This is a genomic window from Plantactinospora sp. KLBMP9567 (assembly GCF_033446045.1).
GTDB lineage: Bacteria > Actinomycetota > Actinomycetes > Mycobacteriales > Micromonosporaceae > Plantactinospora.
Map to the genome: position 1 here is coordinate 1 of NZ_JAWQRR010000062.1, position 18,667 is coordinate 18,667.

Annotated in this window: 15 protein-coding genes and 1 pseudogene; 7 read left to right on the forward strand and 9 right to left on the reverse strand. The window is 70.7% G+C overall.

Annotation, left to right across the window (positions count from 1 at the left end; all coding sequences use genetic code 11):
• Positions 1-208, forward strand: a 208-nt coding sequence (locus R6Y94_RS42345; RefSeq protein WP_318402807.1) for a response regulator transcription factor, incomplete at its 5' end; no start/stop codon positions are given.
• Positions 209-242: 34 nt separating this feature from the next.
• Here the strand turns inward: R6Y94_RS42345 and R6Y94_RS42350 are convergent.
• From R6Y94_RS42350 to R6Y94_RS42355, 3 genes are read right to left on the reverse strand one after another with little or no spacing between them, the layout of a single operon-like run.
• On the reverse strand, positions 243-1,868 hold the full coding sequence (locus tag R6Y94_RS42350) for a GAF domain-containing protein (RefSeq protein WP_318402885.1): 1,626 nt from the start codon (positions 1,866-1,868) through the stop codon (positions 243-245).
• A gap of 13 nt (positions 1,869-1,881) precedes the next feature.
• Positions 1,882-2,547, reverse strand: coding sequence for a universal stress protein (locus tag R6Y94_RS45510; protein WP_412103001.1), 666 nt, complete (start codon positions 2,545-2,547; stop codon positions 1,882-1,884).
• A 30-nt stretch (positions 2,548-2,577) separates the two neighbouring features.
• On the reverse strand, positions 2,578-5,271 hold the full coding sequence (locus tag R6Y94_RS42355) for a GNAT family N-acetyltransferase (RefSeq protein ID WP_318402809.1): 2,694 nt from the start codon (positions 5,269-5,271) through the stop codon (positions 2,578-2,580).
• 213 nt (positions 5,272-5,484) lie between these two features.
• On the opposite strand from R6Y94_RS42355, the gene R6Y94_RS42360 reads away from it, so the two are divergent.
• Both R6Y94_RS42360 and R6Y94_RS42365 read left to right on the forward strand, forming a co-directional pair.
• On the forward strand, positions 5,485-6,138 hold the full coding sequence (locus tag R6Y94_RS42360) for a CBS domain-containing protein (protein WP_318402811.1): 654 nt from the start codon (positions 5,485-5,487) through the stop codon (positions 6,136-6,138).
• Positions 6,139-6,719: 581 nt separating this feature from the next.
• Positions 6,720-7,637, forward strand: coding sequence for a magnesium and cobalt transport protein CorA (locus R6Y94_RS42365; protein WP_318402812.1), 918 nt, complete (start codon positions 6,720-6,722; stop codon positions 7,635-7,637).
• A gap of 311 nt (positions 7,638-7,948) precedes the next feature.
• On the opposite strand, the gene R6Y94_RS42370 is transcribed toward R6Y94_RS42365, so the two are convergent.
• The 5 genes and pseudogenes from R6Y94_RS42370 to R6Y94_RS42390 form a co-directional block, all read right to left on the reverse strand.
• Complete coding sequence (locus R6Y94_RS42370; protein ID WP_412103002.1) at positions 7,949-8,527, reverse strand: rhodanese-like domain-containing protein; 579 nt, start codon at positions 8,525-8,527, stop codon at positions 7,949-7,951.
• A gap of 55 nt (positions 8,528-8,582) precedes the next feature.
• Positions 8,583-9,791, reverse strand: coding sequence for an FAD/NAD(P)-binding oxidoreductase (locus R6Y94_RS42375; RefSeq protein ID WP_318402889.1), 1,209 nt, complete (start codon positions 9,789-9,791; stop codon positions 8,583-8,585).
• A 63-nt stretch (positions 9,792-9,854) separates the two neighbouring features.
• Positions 9,855-10,676: pseudogene (locus R6Y94_RS42380) on the reverse strand (sulfite exporter TauE/SafE family protein); the annotation flags it as partial.
• Positions 10,673-12,052, reverse strand: coding sequence for a rhodanese-like domain-containing protein (locus R6Y94_RS42385; RefSeq protein ID WP_318402813.1), 1,380 nt, complete (start codon positions 12,050-12,052; stop codon positions 10,673-10,675). The gene R6Y94_RS42385 and the pseudogene R6Y94_RS42380, both read right to left, overlap by 4 nt.
• 28 nt (positions 12,053-12,080) lie before the next feature.
• Complete coding sequence (locus R6Y94_RS42390) at positions 12,081-12,398, reverse strand: rhodanese-like domain-containing protein (protein WP_318402815.1); 318 nt, start codon at positions 12,396-12,398, stop codon at positions 12,081-12,083.
• Between the two features lie 334 nt (positions 12,399-12,732).
• Here R6Y94_RS42390 and R6Y94_RS42395 point away from each other — a divergent pair, with 334 nt between their 5' ends.
• From R6Y94_RS42395 to R6Y94_RS42410, 4 genes are all read left to right on the forward strand, one after another.
• Positions 12,733-13,002, forward strand: coding sequence for a metal-sensitive transcriptional regulator (locus R6Y94_RS42395; RefSeq protein WP_318402817.1), 270 nt, complete (start codon positions 12,733-12,735; stop codon positions 13,000-13,002).
• A gap of 308 nt (positions 13,003-13,310) precedes the next feature.
• Positions 13,311-15,035, forward strand: coding sequence for an FAD-dependent oxidoreductase (locus R6Y94_RS42400; RefSeq protein WP_318402818.1), 1,725 nt, complete (start codon positions 13,311-13,313; stop codon positions 15,033-15,035).
• Between the two features lie 715 nt (positions 15,036-15,750).
• Positions 15,751-16,791, forward strand: a complete 1,041-nt coding sequence (locus R6Y94_RS42405; protein ID WP_318402820.1) for a zinc-dependent alcohol dehydrogenase family protein — start codon at positions 15,751-15,753, stop codon at positions 16,789-16,791.
• A gap of 593 nt (positions 16,792-17,384) precedes the next feature.
• A complete protein-coding gene (locus R6Y94_RS42410; RefSeq protein ID WP_318402821.1) occupies positions 17,385-17,639 on the forward strand; it encodes an SHOCT domain-containing protein in 255 nt (84 codons plus the stop codon).
• A 38-nt stretch (positions 17,640-17,677) separates the two neighbouring features.
• Here R6Y94_RS42410 and R6Y94_RS42415 read toward each other — a convergent pair whose 3' ends face one another.
• Positions 17,678-18,667, reverse strand: coding sequence for an Acg family FMN-binding oxidoreductase (locus R6Y94_RS42415; RefSeq protein ID WP_318402823.1), 990 nt, complete (start codon positions 18,665-18,667; stop codon positions 17,678-17,680).

The window sequence follows — 18,667 nt, forward strand, 5'->3', positions numbered from 1 at the left end:
GCGGGAGTTCCAGTCGTTGACCGAGCAGGAGCGCCGGATCCTGGAGTACGTGGCGGAGGGGCTCACCAACCGGGAGATCGCCGGCAGGATGTTCCTGGCCGAGAAGACCGTGAAGAACTACGTCTCCAGCCTGCTCGCCAAGCTCGGCCTGGAGCGGCGCACCCAGGCTGCGGTGCTGGCCACCCGGCTGCTCGGCGAACGACACTGACCGGTCCCCGCTTCCCCGCGTGGTGCTGGGGCGGTCAGTCGCGCAGCGGTATCCGCCACACGATACTGGTGCCGGTAGGGTCGCCTCGGCCGATGTCGAAGGTGCCGCCGTGTCGTTCCGCGCGTTCCCGCAGGTTGACCAGGCCGCCGCGGGCCTGCGCCGGATCGGTGCCCACCCCGTCGTCGGTCACCCGAACGACCAGTTCCGCGTCGCGGACCTCGACGCTGACCGTCACCCGGCTCGCCCGGGCGTGCCGTACAGCATTCGACAGCGCCTCGCCGAGCACCGCGAGCAGATCGGGACGTAACCCGTCGGGTACCGCGCTGTCGACCGGACCGGACATCTCCAGCCCCGGCCGGAACCCCAACGCCTCGGCGGCACTGGCGACCACGTCCCGGATCTCGGTCCGCAGGGCGGCCGTCATCGGGGTACGCAGCTCGAAGATCGCCCGCCGGATGTCCCGGATGGTGGAGTCCAGATCATCGACGGCGGCGTTGAGCCGCTGCCGCACCTCCGGCCGGCCTGCCAGCGGCGCCACCGTCTGCAACTGCAACCCCGTCGCGAACAGCCGCTGGATCACCACGTCGTGCAGGTCCCTGGCGATCCGCTCCCGATCCTCCAGGACCACCAGCAGTTCCCGCTCCTCCTGCGCCCGGGCCCGCTCCAGCGCCAACGCCGCCTGCCCGGCGAACGTCGCCAGCAAGGTTCCCTCGACATCCGTGCCCGCCTGCTGCCCGGGTCGGTAGGCGACGACGAGGACTCCGTGCAGGGCGTCACCGGCGGTCAGCGGTGAGATCAACGCCGGACCGGTGCCGACCGGTACCGGCCAGGACGCGGCCTTGGCCAGGCTCTCCACCACGGCCTGCCGGCCCCGGATCACCGGGTCGACGAAGTCGGTGTCGGCGGCGTCCAGCACAGCACCGGCCAGGTGGTCAACGTCGGGCCCGCCGTCGGCGGCCTCGACCGTGAACTGTCCGGCGGCGTCGTCGTAGAGCAGTACCAGGGCGGTGTCGGCGTCGGCGACCTCGCGGGCCCGCCGGGCGATCAGCCGCAGCGCGTCGGTGCGCCGGACCTCACCCAGCAGCACGCTGGTGATCTCGGCAGCCGCCGCCAGCCACCGCTCACGGCGCTGGGCCACCGCGAACAGCCGGGCGTTGTCGATGATCACCCCGGCGGCGGCGGCGAGCGCGACCACGATTTCCTCGTCGTCGTCGGTGAACTCCGTCGCACCCTGCTTCTCGGCCAGGTAGAGGTTGCCGAACACCTGGTCGCGGATGCGTACCGGCACACCGAGGAAGCTGTGCATCGGCGGATGATTCGGTGGGAAGCCGTACGACTGGGGATGTTGGGTGATGTCCGGCATCCGTACCGGGCGTGGTTCCGCGATCAGCAGTCCCAGTACCCCCCGCCCGTGCGGCAGGTCGCCGATCCGGGCCCGGGTCCGGGCGTCGATGCCGTGCGTGATGAAGTCGGTCAACTGCCGGTCGGCTCCGATGACGCCGAGCGCCCCGTACCGGGCACCGGCGAGCCGGCACGCCGCGGCGACGATCCGCTCCAACGTGCTGTGCAGGTCGAGGTCGGTGCTGATTCCGACCACCGCGTCCAGCAGCGCGCGCAGCCGCTCGCGGCTGGTCACCACCTCGCCGACCCGGTCCAGCATCTCCTGGAGCAACTCATCGAGCCGAACCCGGGACAGCGGTGTGAGTCCCAGCGACGGGGTCGCGAAGCCGGGCTCGCCGGAGGGCAGCTGCGACGGCTCGGTCACGCGGCGATGCTACCGCCGATCGTGGCCGCCGTAACAGAGGGTTTGACCGGGCTTGCTTCGAACGCGCTGTTGTGGCGCTGGCCCGGGCGTGCCTGACGGCCCGAGGACCGCCCTCGGGGTTGACTACGACCACGGGTGGGACTCGCCTTCCGTGTGTTCCAGCAGCGGCCAGCCGGGTCTCGAGCTCCGCGACGATGCTGTCCCGTTCCCGCCGGCCAGGGCGGGTGGCACCGACGACCACCAGGTCGGCGCTCGCTGCCGCGTGACACAGCGCGGTGACCGGATCGGAGAGCACCAGCTCGAACAGTGTTGTCGGCAGGTGCCGCATACCGGCCGCCGCCTCGGCGATCTGGCTCTGTTGCATCCGGATCAGAGCGAGTCGGTCCGGTCGGAGGGTGTCCCGGGCCCGGCTGACGGCGCGTGCCGAATCCGGCCACGCGGTCACGACCAGCACCGCCGCTGACCGCCGCGCCGCCAGCCGGAGGGCCCAGGTCAGGGCGTCTCGCGCGCCGCCCGAGCCGTTCAGACCGACGGCGATTCGGTGTGTCGGCATCCGTGGTCTCCAATCCGTCATCGGCACCGCTCGCGCGGGTAGCCGGTGTGGTCAGCCGGGGGCGCGAAGTTGCCGCAGGGTGCCATCGGGTTCCGCGCCGACCGGGGCAAGGCGGAGCTTGGCGTCGACCACGACGAGTCCGTCCGGGCCGGCCAGGACCGGATTGAGGTCGAGTTCGGCTACCTCAGGGAGGTCCTCGGCGAGACGACCCAGCCGGGAGAGCAGGTCCTCGACGGCGGCGGTGTCAACCGGCGGCGCCCCGCGGTAGCCGGTCAGCAGGGGTGCGGCACGTAGCGAGCGCCACATCCGTCCGGCGTCCAGGTCGGTCATCGGGGTAAGCCGCAGTGCCCGGTCGGCGAGCAGGTCGGTGTGTACACCGCCGAGGCCGACCATGACCAGCGAGCCGAACAGCCGGTCGTGGACGACGCCGGCCACCAACTCCACCTGGCCGCGCGCCATCGGCTGGACCAACACGGTCGGCCGGGCCGTACCGGTGCCTCGCGCCACTTTCCGGTAGGCCGCACGCACCTGACCCGCGGTGGTCAGATTCAACTGGACGCCGCCCACGTCGCTCTTGTGCACGAGGTGGGGATCGCCGGCCTTGAGCACGACCGGGTAGCCGATCTCGTTGGCCGCGGCGACGGCCTCCGGTCCGGTACTCGCGGTGACAGTGGGCACCAGAGGGATGCCGTAGCTACGCAGGATCTTTGCGGTCGGTTCGTACGGCTGCCAGCCGGGGGCGGTGGCGAGCGCCGTGTCCACCGCGAGCCGGCCCACCGTCGCGTCCACGGGGCAAGACAGCGCGGTGCCGGCCGGCTCCCTCAGCCAGTTGGCGTACCAGGCGGCATGGCCGATTGCCCGGACGGCACGTTCGGGCAGGTCGTAGACCGGAACATGCTGGTTTCCCATGGTGGCCGGTGGGTGCGGCATGCCGAGCACGACGGCGGCGACGGTGATCCGGGGGTGAGCCTCCAGCACCGGGGCGACCGCGTTCAGCACCGCCGGCACGTTGTTGGCCCGGGTCGCCGCCACCACCAGGACCAGGGCGTCGACCTCGCCGCTGTCGGCAACGGTACGCACCGCGTCGGCGAACGCCGTCGGGCTGGCGCCCGCGCCGAGGTCGAGCGGGTTGTCGTCTCCGGCCATCGGCGGCAGCACCATGTTCAGACGGGTCCGCACCGCTTCGCTGAGCGAGGCGACCCGGAGCCCGGCGGCGTCGGCGGCATCGGCGGCCAGCACGTTGACTCCACCGGCGTTGCCCACTATGCCCAACCGGTTGCCTTCGGGCAGTGGCTGGTCGGTGACCAGCCGGGCGGTATCGATCAGCTCGCCGAGGGTCTCCACTCGGATCACGCCGGCCTGGGCGAACAGCGTGTCAACCGCGGTGTCAGGTGCCGCAGCTGCGGCGGTGTGTGACGCGCCGGCCCGCGCTCCGGCGCTGGACCTGCCGGCTTTGACCGCGAGCACCGGTTTGCTCCGGGCCAGCCGACGGACCAGTCGGGCGAACCGTCGGGGGTTGCCGAACGATTCCAGATAGAGCGCGACGGCTCGGGTCGCCGGATCGTCGTGCCAGTACGCGATCAGGTCGTTGCCGCTGACGTCGGCCTTGTTGCCGAGCGAGACGAAGGTGGAGACACCGCACCCGGAGCGTGTCGCGTGTTCCAGCATCGCGATGCCGACCGCGCCGGACTGCGAGGCGACGGCCAGACCGCCGTGCGGGGCCAGAACCGGCGCGAAGGTGGCAGCGATCCGGACCGCCGGATCGGTGTTCAGCAGGCCGATGCAGTTCGGGCCAACCACGCGGATCCCGTGGGTACGGGCGATGTCCACCAGTTCGCGTTGCGCGTCGCGGCCGGCGGCACCGCCCTCGCCGAGGCCGGATGTCAGGATCACGACCGCGCGCACCCCGGCGGTGGCGGCGTCGCGCATCGCGTCGACCACCGCTGGCGCAGGGACCGCGAAGACGGCCAGGTCCACCGGTTCGGGCAGGGCCGACAGTGTCGGGTAGGCGGGCACGCCGTACACCCGGGTGGCGTGCGGGTTGACGGCATAGACCGCTCCGGTGAAGCCGTACCTCAGCAGGCTGCGCAGTGTCTCGTGGCCGATCCCGCCCGGTGTACGACCGGCCCCGACCACCGCCACCGAGCGGGGGGCGAGCAGCGGGCGCAGCGCCGCCCGCTGCGCCGCCCGGTCGCGGGTGTCGGCGGCGCCGAGCGCGTCGTCGGTGATCCCGGTGGGCAGTCCGACGGCCAGTACACCGTCGGCGAACCGGGATCGTGTGTGTCCGGTCAGGTCTGCCGCGACGCGCAGCATGGTGGCGTTCGCCGGCAGGACGTCGCCGGTCAGCTCGGTCAGGCCCGCGGCACGAGCGGCGGCGCTCAGGTGCTCCAGCAGCAGCGTGCCGACGCCACGGTGCCGGTGGTCGTCCGCGACGAACACGGCGAACTCGGCGCCGGACCGCGTCTCGGCGCGCTCGTAGGAGGCGACCCCGACCACCTGCCCGGCGATCTCCCCCAGTACGGCGCCGTACTCGGCCGGTACAGGGGGTCGACAGAGCCGGTCGACCTCCGCGGCGATCGTGTGATCGCCCGGGGCGACGAAGAACCGCATGCGCAGGCTTTCCGGCGAAGCGTGCCGGTAGAGCTCCATCAACTGGCCCCGGTCCTGGGGCGTGACGGCGCGGATGTGCACGATTCCGCCGTCGGTGGTGAGCGCGTCGGCGTCGGGCGTGGTCTGGACGAACACGTCGGACACCTCCCTTCTGCGTGTCTGCGTCCAGCACAGCCGACCGCGGCTCGCCCGGACAGGGCCGGTACGCCCGACCGGGCAGGCCGGTCGGCCCTGCCCCAGCACGCCGCGGCGGTCCTAGCGTGAGGTGAACCCGAAACGTCTACCGCAGACGTCCGGATTTCCGCCGAGGAGGTAGATGTGATGAAGCAGTGGCAGGTGGGCGATGTCATGACCACGGAGGTCGTCACCGTTCGATCGGAAACGCCCTACCGGGTGATCGTCGACCTACTCACGGAGCGCGGTATCAGCGCCGTGCCGGTCATCGACGACTTCGACCGGGTGCAGGGCGTGGTCTCCGAGTCCGACCTACTGGCCAAGGTCGAGCTGACCGGTCAACCAGAGCCGAAGTTCTTCGTCAGCCGCCGGCACCGGGTGGCCAGGTCGCACGCCGCCGCGTCGGTGGCGGAACAGCTGATGTCCACGCCGGCGATCACCGTGACCTGCACCACCCCGCTGGCCACCGCCGCCAAACTTCTGGACGAGGAGCACGTCAAGCGGCTGCCGGTGGTCGACGAACTCGGCCGCCTGAAGGGCATCGTCTCCCGCCGCGACCTTCTGAAGATGTACCTACGTCCCGACGCCGACATCCGGGCGGACGTCGTCGAGGAGGTACTCCGTCGGGTGTTGACCATCGAAGAGGGGCTGATCCAGGTTGTGGTGCGCGACGGCGTGGTCACGCTCGACGGCGGAGTGGATCGCCGCAGCACCGCCCAGATCGCAGTGCGCCTCGCCTACGGCGTGCCGGGCGTCGTACAGGTCACGGACCGGCTGGTGTACACCTTCGACGACACCCAACCCATCGCTACGAGCATGATCGCATGATCTCGGCGTGATGCGGCCGGACGCGACTATCCCCGGGTCCGGCCGCAACACTCTGACACGAATCCACGTGCTGTCCGCAAGGCGGCACGTCGTGCCGGGCCGTACCCCAGCCGCGTGGCACCAACTACTCAAGATCCTCGCCGCCGTCCTGACCCGGCCCCTGTTTCGCAACGCAGTTGGGCGAGCGGACAGGCGTGTTCATCGCTCATTGCCGTTCCACCAGGGCCGGCTGGGCGGTGGCGGCATCGGCTGGGCGGCCGAGGGTCCCCCCACCGTCAGGCGCAAAGACCCTGGGCCGAAGCGCCTCGACCAGCTTGCATTGGAGGCGCCTGGAACCACTCTCACGCCGGACGGTGGAGGCCCGCGATGCTGGACAACGACCTACGTCGGCGGGTTCCCGCCGCAGCGGACGGACCAGACCTGGCCAGGCCGATGCGCGAGCCGTCGGCCGATCCCAGCGTGGTGGAGAGGCCAGCAGCTTCGTCCTTTGTCCATGCCGCGATCTACCGCGATGGGCGACGAGTGGCCAGTGCGCCGGACCTGCCGGGGACGTACGGTTGTGGCGTGAGCGGCCCGGAACGATGGCCTGGATCGAGCTGTACCGGCCGGAGGAGGCCGAGTTGCTCGCGGCTGCCGAGGAGTTCGGGCTGCACGAACTGGCCGTCGAGGACGCCGTCGTGGCCCACCAGCGACCGAAGCTGGAGCGCTACGGCGACGCGCTGTTCGCCGTGCTCCGGGCGGCGCGCTACGTCGACGAGCCGGAGCGCGTGGAGTTCGGGGAGATCCACATGTTCGCCGGGCCCGGCTTCTTCCTTACCGTACGGCACGGTCGGGCTCCGGAGCTGGCGGCGGTGCGCCAGCGGCTGGAGGCGGATCCCCGGCTGCTCGCGCACGGCCCCGAGGCCGTGTTGTACGCGGTCCTGGACAGCGTTGTGGACGGTTACGCGCCCGTGGTCGCCGGCCTTCAGAACGACATCGATGAGATAGAGACCCAGGTGTTCCTCGGTGACCCGTACGTGTCCCGGCGGATCTACGAGCTGTCTCGCGAGGTCATCGAGTTCCAGCGCGCCGCCCACCCGCTGTTGGACATGGTCGGGGCGCTGATGGCCGGGTTCGACAAGTACGGCGTCGGCGAGGAACTGCAGCGGTATCTGCGGGACGTGGCGGACCATGTCACCGTGGTGGCCGAGCGGGTGGACGGGTTCCGCGAGCTGCTCGCCGGGATCCTGGCCGTGAACGCCAGCCTGGTTTCCCAGGAGCAGAACGAGAAGATGGAACGGCTCACCGAGGCCAGCTACGCCCAGAACGAGCAGATCAAGCGGATCTCCTCGTGGGCGGCCATTCTCTTCGCACCGACGCTCGTCGGCACCGTCTACGGAATGAACTTCCGACACATGCCCGAACTGGAGTGGATCACCGGCTACCCGATGTCGCTGCTGCTGATGGTGCTGTTGTCCGGCGTTCTCCACCTCACCTTCAAACGTCGCGGCTGGCTGTAGCGGGCATCGGCCCCGGGCCCTCCGCCCGGCCAGGGCGGGACGTTGGTCCCACTTCCGGTTGCGGGGCCGGCCCTGCCGGGTATGCCCGGCCAGGGTGCGGGTTGGGGCAGGAGAGAAGGAGGCACCGATGGAAGCGCGTCTCGCGGGTCCGCGATCGTGAGGTCGGAGACATCCTCCCAGGGCCTCTGGCCCGGCACGTCGTACACCAATGCTGATCACCGCGTCCGCGCAACAGCCTCGACACTTGACCTGGTCGAGGCCGTCGACTGGCTACGCGCCGTCCCGGACGGCCATCACCGGCGAGACAGGACCTAGCGGGCGGCGAGTTGGCCGATGACCTTGTCGATGTCACAGTTGGCGCTTCGGTTGAAGGGCAACTTCGTCAGTACGGCGCCCATGGCGCAGGTGTTGGTCAGGGCCGCGACGATGAGGCCGGCGCCGATGGCGGCGGCCAACCATTGCGCGCCAGGCAGGATCAGGCTGGTGAGGACGCCGAGCAGCACGAGCGTGCCGGCGACCAGCCGGACCTGCCGTTCGATGTCCCAGCGGGCCCGGCCGCGCCTGACCGGTGCGCCGGCGGCCTGCCAGGCGAGGATGCCGCCGTCGAGGATGTGCACGTTCGGTATGCCGACTTCGGCGAGTAGTTGCTCCGCCTGGGCGGCGCGCATGCCCGAGCGGCAGACGAGGACGACCTGCTCGAGGTGGGCGTGGAGCTCCTGGCGGTGTTCGCGCATCAGGTGCAGTGGAACGTTGTAGGCGCCGGGGATGTGGACCGCCTCGAACTCGGCGGGGCTGCGTACGTCGAGGACGCGGACGGTGTCGTCGGTGGCGAGCCAGTCGCGCAGGACGGCAGGGTCGAGTCGGGTCGGGTGTGCGGCGGCGTCGGTCACGGGAAGTCGTGCTCCTTCGCAAGAGGTGGGATGTGCGGTGGACGGGCTGTGGAGATCAGGCGCGGCCGTGCAGCATTGCGTGCCAGTACAGCGCTGGCAGGCCGTAGCGCTTGAGTAGCCACATGTCGTATCGGGGTCGCATGGTGTCGATGAGCGGGAAGCTGGGCTGTGGCGTGAGGTCGTAGTCGAACTCGGCCAGCAGCATCCGGTTGCGGGCGGTGGTCAGCGGACAGGAGGTGTAGCCGTCGTAGCGGGCTGGCGGAGGTTCGCCGCGGCGGGCGGCGAGCAGGTTCGCGGCGACGATCGGTGCCTGCCTTCGGATCGCGGCGGCGGTCTTGGAGGTGGGCAGGTTGGCCACGTCGCCGAGGGCGAAGATGTTGGGCCAGCGCGGGTTTCGCAGGGTGTACTGGTCGACTTGCAGGTAGCCGAAGGGGCTGTCCGGGTCGGCCAGGGGTGATGCGGCGACCCAGTCGGGAGCGCTCTGCGGCGGTACGGCGTGCAGCATCGCATAGTGGATCTCTTCCTTGGCACCGCTCTTGGTGTCGAGCAGTGTCGCCCGGTGCGCGGGGCCGTCGACATCGACCAGGTGGGTGTTGTGGCGGACCTCGATGCCGTACCCGGCGGCGATGCCCCGCAGCACCTCACCCCACTGCGGCTGGCTGAAAAAGGCCGCGGTGGGCAGTACCAGGATCACCCGTATGTCGTGCAGGACGTCCTGGCGGCGCCACCAGTCGGCGGCTAGGTAGGCGATCTTCTGCGGAGCACCGGCACACTTGATCGGGCCTGGCGGCATGGTGAACAGAGCCGTCCCGCCCCGGGTCTGCCGGATGTTATGCCAGGTCCTGGGGGCCAGGTCGAAGTGGTAGTTGGTGGAGGCCTCGTCGCGGCCAAGCGTCTCGGCCAGCCCCGGGATCGCGTCCGGGTTCAGTTGCAGGCCGGGGGCCATGACCAGGAAGTCGTAGGTGAGGGTCCGGCCGTTGCCGAGGACGACGGTGCGGGCGTCCGGGTCGACGGCGGTGACCCGCTCGGCTACCCAGGTGACACCCTTGGGCATGACCCTGGCCTGCGGGCGCACCGTTTGTGCGGCGTCGGCGCGGCCGCCACCGACGAGTGTCCACAGCGGTTGATAAAAATGCCTCTGCGACGGCTCCACCACCGCCACGTCGGACACGCCCGCGCGGCGCAGACGCGCGGCGACGCTGATGCCGGCGGTACCGCCTCCGACGATGACCACCTCGTGATGTGACCGGAGCGGGGCCGGCATCGGCGCGGGTGCGGCAGTGGTCGAGCGCTGGGCAACTCTGTCGTCCGCGGTCGACCGGGACCAGAGCGCGGCGGCGGCGAGGACCAGCGCCGCGGTGGCGATCCACAGCAGGGGGCTGCTCCACCATCGGGTGGGCAGTTGCTGGGCGAGGACGAAGACGCCCATGACAACCACGAACCAGCCGAAAGACTTGCGCAGCACGTCCTCGCGGACCCGACCGGCGAGCCGGCCGCCGATCAGGCTGCCGGCCACAGCGGCCGCGGTGACCGTGATGGCGAGTCCCCAGTGAACGTGCACGGTGGACAGGTAGCCGGCCAGGCCGGCGAAGGACTTCATCGCGATGACCAGCAGCGAGGTACCGACCGCGACCGGCATCGGCAGGCCGCCGAGCAGGGCGAGGGCCGGCACGACGAGAAAGCCGCCGCCGGCGCCGACCAGGCCGGTGACCAGGCCGACGACCACCCCGTCGGCGATGACGCGCGGCACGGGCAGCTCGTGCGGAGCAGGTCGGCCGGCGAGACCCTGCCGGCCCTTGATCATCGCGGCTGCGGTGGCCAGCATCATCAACGCGAAGCTGGTGAGTAGGACGCCGCCGGGGATGAACTCCCCAAGCCGGCCACCGGCGTAGGCGCCGGTCATACCGGCCAGCCCGAAGAGCAGGCCGGTGCGCCAGCGTATCCTGCCGCCCCGTGCATGTGGCAGGACACCGACCGCGCTGGTGACACCGACGACGAGCAACGACGTCGCGATCGCCTCCTTGGCCGGCAGGCCGGCGACATAGACCAGCAACGGCACGGCCAGAATGGAGCCGCCGCCGCCGAGCAGACCGAGGCTGGCGCCAATGCCGACCGCAAGGAGCACGGTCAGGACCAGAACGGCGGTCATGAGCCCGCCTGCGGGGACCTGTCGATGTACACCGACAGCCCCGACTCGCGGGCCTTGCCGAACTCGTCGTCGACAGCGACCACCCGGCGGCCTGCGGCGGCCAGGATCGAGGCGGCGATCGAGGCGCGGTAGCCGCCGGCGCAGTGCACCCACACCTCGCCGTCGGGCACCTCGTCGACGCGGCGCGGTAACTCGTGCAAAGGAATGTGCACGGCACCGTCGATGCGGGCCGCGGCAGCCTCGAGGTCGCGACGGGTGTCCAGCACGACGACCGCCCGGTGGTGGCGTACCTGGGCGAGGTCGGCGAAGGTGGCCCGGGGGAAAACTTCCAGGGCGGCGCTGCCGGCCCAGTCCGCCGGGCTGCCGGTGGCGTGCGCGGCTGGCCGGTCGATACCGATTCGCACCAGCTCCCGCTGCGCCTCGGCGACCTGCTCGACGGTCTCGCCGAGCAGCGTCAGCGCGGTGCCCTGGGGAATCAGCCAGCCGAGGTAGGTGGCGAAGCTGCCGTCCAGGCCGACGTTCAGCGTTCCGGCGACGTGACCGGCGGCGAACGCTACCCTGTTGCGCAGGTCGACCACCCATTCGCCGTTGGCGAGGCGCTTGCGCAACTGCTCGGCGTCGGCTCGCTGCGGCACGCTCAGGTCCGGCGCGCCGGGTCCGGCACTGTTGGCCGGCGCCATGTGCGCGTAGTAGGCCGGCCAGGCGTCCAGGCCGGCCAGCAGGTCATCGACGAAGGTTTGCTCCGGCTTGGTCAGAGCGGGGTTGCTGCGCTTCTCGGCGGCGATGGTGGAGGCGACGGCCTCGGACTGGGTGGCCGAGCAGAAGCTGCCGAACCCGTGCGTGGGGTAGATTCCGGCGTCGTCCGGGAGTTCGCCGGCTAGGCGGTGGGCCGACTGGTACTGGTGGTGCACCAGTGCGTCGGTGTGTGCCGGGCCGAGCAGATCCGGCCGGCCGACGGAGCCGTACAGCAGGGACCCGCCGGTGAACGCGGCGACCTGCCTCCCGTCGACATCGAGGGCGTAGGCCAGGTGGGTGAAAGTGTGCCCGGGAGTGGCGAGCACCCGTACCCGCATGGCGTCGCCGACGGCGATGACGTCGCCGTCGTGGACCGCCACCCGGTCGAAGGTCACCGGATCGTCGGCGTTGACGTGGTAGGCCGCGCCGGTGGTCTGGGCCAGTGCGTAGCCGCCGGTCACATAGTCGTTGTGGATGTGGGTCTCGAAGACGTGAGTGATGCGCACACCTTCGGTGGCGGCCAGGTCGAGGACCCGGTCAATGTCGCGCTGTGGGTCCACGACGAGTGCGACGGTGCCGTCGTGGACGAGGTAGCTGCGGTCTCCGAGGGTCGGGGTGTCGATCGGCAGGATGCGGAACACGAGAACTCCTTGCGGTCGAGGGTCGGGTTCAGGCGATGGCGTGGGTGCCACGGACCGTGGGGTGCCCGGCGCGCCGCCAGGCGTCGGTGCCACCGGCCACGGACCAGGCGTCCACACCCGCCCCGGTGAGGTAGCCGGCGGCGAGGCTCCGGTTGCCGCTGGCGCAGATCAGGTACACCGGGACGCCGCGTGGCAGGTCAGCGACCCGCGCGGCCAGCTGACCCATCGGGATCAGTTCGGCATCGGACACGTGGCCGCCCAGGTACTCGAAGGGCTCCCGGACGTCGATGACCATGGCGCCGTCACTGTGACCGACGGCGAAGGTGGCCAGGTCGACCTCGCGCATGAACGTCCCCTTCCCACTGCCCACATACCCCCCGGGGTATGTGGGATCGACGGTAGCGCCAAGAGTGGCGACGCCGTCAAGCCCCGATGCGGTGACATGGGCCACGGATGGCCAGACTCGGATGCATACCCCCGGGCGTATGGGAGTATCAGTACTCGGAGCGGCATTACTCCAGAGCGAACGCTCCATGCCCCGCTGGCGTTCGTCCCGTCGTAACTGCCTCGGCCGGAGACCCTGGATCACCGTCTCCTCCGGAAACCGAGCTGCCGATTCGTTCGGTACAGATACCCGCCGGGGTATGCTGAGGTCAGTGCGGAAATAGTGGGAGAGACACATGCAGATCGACAGTGACGCGCTCGGTGACGTGATCAAGCGGCTGCGCCGAGCCGAGGGGCAGATCCGCGGCGTGATCGCGATGCTCGAGTCGGGTCGCGACTGCACCGAGGTCGTCACCCAACTCGCGGCGGTGTCCCGCGCGTTGGACCGCGCCGGGTTCAAGATCATCGCCACCGGGCTGCGCCAGTGCGTGACCGCCCAGAACGAGGGCGACCAGCAGACCGTCGATGTCGCCAAGCTTGAGAAGCTGTTCCTGTCCCTGGCGTGAGCCCGCCGGTCCGTCCGACCGAAAGCGGACCTCCTCCCGACTGTGCGGTTGTGACACCGCCACCAGGGCGGCCGAATCTATCCAGAGTCGGCCGTCGACCGTCGTGCTCGGTCACCGCCGCCGCGCCACTGCGGGATCAGTCGTGACCGGTCGTGTCGCCGACGATCCACGGCGTCCGAGCCACATCCGACGCGATCGGTGACGGGCCGCGGGCCGTTCTCAGGGTGACCAACGGCCCGGTTGGGCACATACCCCAGGGGGTACCTTCGTTACTGGTGATATGACCGGACGAGGGGAGGTCGGGACCGATGAAGACCATCATCGTGGGCGGTGTTGCGGGCGGGATGTCGGCGGCGACCAGGCTGCGGCGGCTGGACACGGACGCCGATGTCGTTGTGTTCGAGCGGGGCGAGCACGTCTCCTACGCCAACTGCGGCCTGCCGTACCACCTCGGCGGTGTCATCACCGATCGGAAGGACCTGCTGCTGCAGACCCCCGAGGGGCTACGCCAGCGGTTCGGCCTTGACGTGCGGATACGCACCGAGGTGCTGTCGATAGACCGGGAGCGGCGCACCGTGCGGGTCCGAGATCTCGACAGGGCCACCGAGTACGACGAATCCTGGGACACCCTCGTGCTCAGCCCCGGTGCGGCACCGATCGTCCCAGACCTGCCCGGCATCGAACGGGCCATGCCGCTGCGCACCGTCACCGACGCCGACCGCGTCATCGCGGCAATGCGTGGGCGGCGCCCACGTACCGCAGCGGTGATCGGTGGCGGGTTCATCGGGCTGGAAGTCGCCGAGAACCTGACCCGCCGAGGTTTGGCGGTCACCGTCATCGAACTCGACCGGCAGGTTCTCGCCTCACTCGATCCGGAGATGGCCGCAGGCGTCCACGCACAGCTGCGTGCGCACGGGGTGACCCTGTGCCTGGGGACCGGGCTGGCCAGGGTGCTGTCCGACGCGGTCGAACTGACCGACGGGCGGCTGATCGACGCCGAACTGGTCCTGTTGGCCATTGGCGTACGCCCCGAGGTCGGCCTGGCCCGTGCCGCCGGGCTGGCCATCGGCTCACGTGGGGGGATCGTGGTGGACGCCTCGATGCGTACCAGCGCCCCGGCTATCTATGCCGTCGGCGACGTGACGGAGAAACCGGACCGCGTCGACGACGGGTCCGCGCTGATCCCGCTGGCCAACACCGCCAATCGGCAGGGGCGGCTGGTCGCCGATGCGATCGTCGGCCGCCGAGTCCGCCTCGACGGGCGGCTCGGCACCGCGATCGTACGGATCTTCGACCTCACCGTCGCAGTCACGGGCTGGAACGAGAAACGGCTGACCGTCGCCGGCCGGGACTACCGCGCGATCCACACCCACCCCACCTCGCACGCCGGCTACTACCCCGAGGCCGAACCCATGGCACTCAAACTGCTGTACGACCCGGGGAACGGGGCGATCCTGGGAGCCCAGGCCGTCGGCGGCTCCGGGGTCGACAAACGCATCGACGTGATCGCCACCGCCGCCCACGCCGGCCTGACCGCCGACGACCTTGCCGACCTGGAACTGGCCTACGCTCCGCCCTACGGCGCGGCCAAGGATCCCGTCAACATGCTCGGCTACATCGCCGACAACCGACGCAACGGCAGCGAACGCAGCGTGCAGTGGCATCAACTGGACAACCTGCTCCACGCCGGCACCACACTGATCGATGTACGCACTCCCGCCGAACACCATGCCGGTCACATCCCCGGTTCGATCAACGTCCCGCTCGACGAGTTGCGTAACCGTCTCGACGAACTGCCCGCCGGCGACCTGGTGGTGTACTGCCAGGTAGGCCAGCGCGCCCACACCGCAGCCGCCCTCATCGGCGACCCGAACCGGATAGCCAACCTCGACGGTGGTTACCTCACTTGGCTAGCCGGCTCAGCAAGCTGCACCCGCGCACCATCATCAGCATCGCGGCCAACGAGGTCGAGGCGCGGCAACGCGGCGTCGACCGCACAATCGACGCGAATGGCACCGGCAGTGTCGGAATGACGCCGGGCGCCGCTCACGTTGCTACCGTAGGCGACAGAGCCACCGTGGCGAGCAGCGCAGGCAGTCAGTTCGTTGGAATCGGGACCAGTGGGCGGAAGGTCCAGGAGAATGGAGCCGTGGCCGAGCAGGACGGACTCCAGCGCTTGCGGAGCGCGCTCGTGCGGATTCATGAGCGCGCAGCCGTACACGCCGATGACAGCCTGCACCTAGCCGCCCACGAGATCAGCCAGGCGGTCTGCGAACTGGGACATCCGTGCCCCGAGGGACCGGAATTCCATGTTTGCCCGGTATGCGCATCCCTGCCAGGCCAGCGCTGCATTAGCGTGCCTGGCCATACCTTGCAGGACCATTACCACCCGGAGCGGTGTCGACAGACGTGACCCAACGTCCCCCACGCCTCTCCGAGGCGACGTCTCCGGCAGGTTGGCGGCCCCGCTCCCCCGCCCGCCGCTGACCCGGACCGCGCCTGAGATCCGCCCGACAGCCGAACATCCGAACATCCCCGAACCCGGTTGGATCACCCGGCTACCCGATATCGCGGCTGTGCAGCGCCCTCCACCTCCATCGATGAGCGCCGCGACGGGCTGTGGCAGGCAACAGTCCCCAACCTCCACTCGAATAGGGCAGGACGTTAGTCCCACCTCCAGAGGCGGCCGGCCCTGCCGGGTAAGCCCGGCCAGGGAGCAGGTTGAGGGCAGGAGAAATGGAGGCACCGATGAGAGCACTGGTGTACGACGGGCCGGGCCGCAAGTCCTGGAAGGATGTCCCCGACCCCACCATCGCGGACCCACGGGACGCGATCATCGAGGTGGACACCGTGACGATCTGCGGCACAGATCTGCACATCCTGGCCGGCGACGTGCCCGAGGTCCAGCCCGGACGGATCCTCGGGCACGAGGCCGTCGGCACCGTCGTCGACATAGGCGCCGGCGTCACGGGCCTGAGCCGGGGTGACCGCGTCCTGGCGTCCTGCATCTCGGCCTGCGGTGTGTGCCGCTACTGCCGCTCAGGACGGTACGGGCAGTGCCTGGGCGGCGGCGGGTGGATCCTCGGCCACCACGTCGATGGCGTGCAGGCGCAGTACGCCCGGCTGCCCTTCGCCGACCTGTCCACGTACCGGCTGCCGGCGGAGGTCGGCGACGAGGCCGCGGTCATGCTGGCCGACATCCTGCCGACGTCGTACGAGGTGGGTGTGCTCAACGGTCAGGTCCGGCCGGGCGACACCGTCGTGGTGGTCGGGGCCGGACCGATCGGACTCGCCGCGATCCTGACCGCCCGGCTGTACTCCCCGGCGCACATCGTCGCGGTCGACAAGGCCGAGAGCCGGTTGCAGGCGGCCAAGCAGTTCGGCGCCGACGTCACCGTCAACGCCGGTGAGGACCCACGGGAGACCGTCCACGCACTCACCGGCGGGCTCGGCGCCGACGTGGTGATGGAGGCGGTCGGCACGCCGCAGGCGTTCGAGACGTGCACCACGCTGGTACGCCCCGGCGGCCGGGTGGCGAACATCGGCGTGCACGGCAAGTCGGCCGTGTTGCACCTGGAGGAGTTGTGGAGCAGGAACGTCACGATCACGACGGGGCTGGTGGACACCTACTCGACGCCGGACCTGCTCACGATGCTGAGCGCGGGCCAGCTCGACGTGGGGCACATGATCACGCACCGGTTCGCGCTCGACGACTTCATGGCCGCGTACGACGCCTTCACCAGACCGGCCGAGACCGGCGCGCTGAAGGTCGTCCTGTCCCACGCCTGATCCCGCGCTGACCCGTTCACCATCAGCCGGCCGCTGGCGGCCGGCTGATGGCGTGTACCCCCGGGCATGTCCAACGGCCCGCCCGACGGACGTCGTTGGACCTGCCGTGGTAGGCCGGGCGGCTCTGGGGACGCGATCCGGTGTGGCGCAGGCTGGTGGATGACAGGCCGACAACTCCGGAGGCCCAGATGACCGTCCCGCAGACCAGCCCGGAACTTCGTCCGATGGCGGCCCCTGACCCGGAAACCTCCGCTCGTCACGCGCCTCCGCCGGGAGATCGCGGCCCGTCGCCGGGCGCCCCGAACGCCTCCACGGCAGGCCTCACGCCGCCCCGGCCGTTACCTGGCGTGGAGGCGGCCCCGAGCGGGCCAAGCCGTACGAGGACCCGGGCGACGCGGCCGTGCTCGTCACCGCGACCGGCGCCCGCGAGCACGTCGTGTTCGCGGGGAGGCTGGACCGACACCGGCTCGGCTTCGCCGAGCGGGCCGTCGCCGCCGTGGTGCGGGCCCCACGCGGTGACTTTCGGGACTGGGCGGCGGTTGACGCCTGGGCGGGCGGCATCGCCGAAAACCTTGCGAGGGAAGTGATCGACAATGTACTGGTACGGGCACGGGACGGGCGGCTGGGGATACGCCGCCATGGTGCTCAACATGCTGCTCTTCTGGGTAGTGCTGGCCGGTGCCGGCGTCCTGCTGTACCGGTGGCTGTACCGCGCCGAGCCGGCAGGTGGGAGCCGGCCCCATCTGGCGACCTTCACGGCCCGGCGGCTGCTCGCCGAGCGTTACGCACGGGGTGAGATCGACGACGAGGAGTACCAGCGGCGGCTCGGAACGCTCGGCGGCCACTGACCCCTGCCGCCGACAGTGCCGGCCGCCCCGGCTCACACTTACGCGGCTCCAGACTCAGCCGATGCGGTGTCCGGGTGGAGGATCTCGGACACCGTGCGGCGGGGCGTCGCCGGAACCGGGTCGCCGTATCCGATGCGCAGGATCATCTGGGCGTGCCCGTGACCACCACCGACGAGTGCGCGCAGCTCGGGCACCTCCAGCGCCTGGTTGACCGGGGAAGCGGCCAACTGCCGCACGGTCGCGGTGAGCAGTACCCGCTGCAGCGCCTGCCCGGCCCGCAGCCAGTCGTACGGGGCGTCGCCCCGGGTCGTCAGCCGGACGATCGTGGGGCGACGCTCGAACCTGGCGGCCTCCCGGGCCGGGCCGAAACGGCGCAGCGGCAGGCGCCCGGCGGCATCGTCCGGGGGATACGCGTACGCCGGGATTCCGTCCTGGCGCCCGGGGTCGCCTCCGGTCCAGGCCGCGAGTTCGGTGAGGTACCCGGCGTCCTGTCGGAGGATCTCGTCAGCGGTCCGGGTGAGGGCGAGGATCGCGTCCCGCGGGATGGGTTCGGCAACGGTCAGCCGGGCGCCTTCCGCAGCCGCGGCGCCGGAGAGTTCGTCCAGCACCGGCCACGGGACCGCCTCGGCGCGGTACGGGCGCCGGTTGGTGTGCCGGCGGGCGATCGCCGCCGCCAGCACGGTGGCCGCCGGACCCGGTGCCGTGAGAGGGCCGGCCTGGACCAGGGCGGCGAGTTCCGGGCGCGTCGCGTCCGGCAGCAGGCGCAGGACCGGGATCCGGCCGTTGACGCACATCGCGATCCGGAGATTGAAGATCGCGGCGCCGACGCTGATGAACATTTGTCGGCCGGACGGGTCCAGAGCGGGGAGCTGGCGATCCCGGTCCACCCACACCTCGACCTGCCGTCCGCGGACCCGGAAGAGCCAGGGTTGGGTGTTGTGCACGGACGGCGCGGCGACGGCGGCGTGCAGACAGTTCGCCACCGTGTGCGGCGACAGCCGGGGAATCGACCGGGCCTGGGCGGCCAT